Consider the following 1,557-nt stretch of genomic DNA (forward strand, 5'->3'; position numbering starts at 1 on the left):
TCGACCTCGTCGATGCCGACGATGGAGAGCGTGCGCTCGCCGCCCGCCGCGTCGGCAATGGTGACGGTCGCGCCGAAGAACACCTGCTCGTGCTGCCGGCCCTGGTGGTCGACGACCTCGACCGTCTCCAGCCGCTTCATCAGGTAGCGGATGCGCCGATCGATCTCGCGCAGCCGCCGCTTGCCGTAGATGTAATCGCCATTCTCCGAGCGGTCGCCGTTGGACGCGGCCCAGGCCACGGTGCGCGTGACTTCGGGCCGCTCCACCTCGACCAGCTGCTTCAGTTCCGACTTGAGCCGCAGGTATCCCGCCGGCGTCATGTAGTTCTTCGGCGGCGGCGCGGCGGCGTCCGCTTCGGAACTCACCCGACCGGGGCGCGACGAAGACGGTTTCATCGCGGGCCCGCAATCGGGGTGCGCTTCCACAGCATGCGCAGCAGCCAGCCGATCGCGGCGGCGGCGAACAGGTGCTTGAGCGTGTGGCCGCTCACGATCTGCCCGGTCAAGTCGAAGATCTGCCGGTCGAAGTGTTCGCCGGCCTTGGCAATGCCGTAGAGCAGGACCGCGACGACGAAGTCCGAGCCGCGCGTGTAGCGCGCCGGGAACAGCAGCAAGGTGAGCAGGATGATGAGCATCGAGCCGAACTGCACCGCGCCGTAGGGATTCAGGTTCTCGACGCTGTGCACGGCGCTCCAGCGCCAGTACCACACGCTCCACAGGCCCACGGCCACCAGCGGCAGGAGCAAGCGGCGCCCCGCCTGCGGGCTTACGCGCTCGCTCAGCACGGCAGCGACGATGCCCATGAAGCCGATGGTCATCGGCAGTCGGTCCCAGACCAGCCGAAAGCTGTCGGGCGCGAGATGGTAATACCCGGATCCGCAGCAGGTGAGCGCGGTACCGAGGAACGCGACGCCCCACGCCCAGCGCTCCGCGGAATCGAGAAACGCGTCGCGACCGGCGGCCTGCTTGCCGCGCGCCACGAATACGAGGCCGAGGACGCCAACCAGCAGAAACGCGAGGTTGGAGGCGACATCGAGCGCATTGGCGATGCCCAGCATCTCGCGCCGGTCCGCGAACTGGTGATACGCCTCCGGCTGGGCGAACGGTGGCACGACCCACGCGGCAAGCGCAATGGCGGCAGTGCTTGCCCACAGGAGGGCGATACGCGCGCGGCGGCCCGCAGGCCGGGGAAAGGCTTCGGGTGAACGGATGGAGGACACGAGGGACGGCCGGGAAACAGCGAGCCCAAATTATACCCGCGTCGACGCACGGCCTGTCCCGCCCCGTCGGCGCGGGCGCCCTGGCCGGGTTTACATACGCGCAGCGTCTGACTAGGCTCGCACCGTCGCGTCCGCTCCGGGCGCTCTCTGCCCCGCATCATGAACCCGGATCTGCTGGTAGTGCTCGGCCTGCTCGTCGCCTCGATCGCGATGTTCGCGCGCAACAAGCCGCGCATGGATGCGGTCGCGCTCATCATGATGGCGGCGCTGCCGCTCACCGGCGTGGTCAGCGTGAACGAGGCACTCGCCGGCTTCAGCGACCCCAACATCGTGCTCAT

3 protein-coding genes are annotated in these 1,557 nt (G+C 68.5%); 1 reads left to right on the plus strand and 2 read right to left on the minus strand.

Annotation, left to right across the window (positions count from 1 at the left end; all coding sequences use genetic code 11):
- Positions 1-395, minus strand: a 395-nt coding sequence (locus tag JNK68_08550; protein ID MBL8540409.1) for a transcription elongation factor GreB, incomplete at its 3' end; no start/stop codon positions are given.
- Positions 392-1,132, minus strand: a complete 741-nt coding sequence (locus JNK68_08555) for an alkaline phytoceramidase (GenBank protein ID MBL8540410.1) — start codon at positions 1,130-1,132, stop codon at positions 392-394. The genes JNK68_08555 and JNK68_08550, both read right to left, overlap by 4 nt.
- A gap of 246 nt (positions 1,133-1,378) precedes the next feature.
- On the opposite strand from JNK68_08555, the gene JNK68_08560 reads away from it, so the two are divergent.
- A partial coding sequence (locus JNK68_08560; protein MBL8540411.1) for a hypothetical protein occupies positions 1,379-1,557 on the plus strand: 179 nt, incomplete at its 3' end.

The sequence above is a fragment of the Betaproteobacteria bacterium genome, assembly GCA_016791345.1.
Classification (GTDB): Bacteria; Pseudomonadota; Gammaproteobacteria; order Burkholderiales; family JAEUMW01; genus JAEUMW01.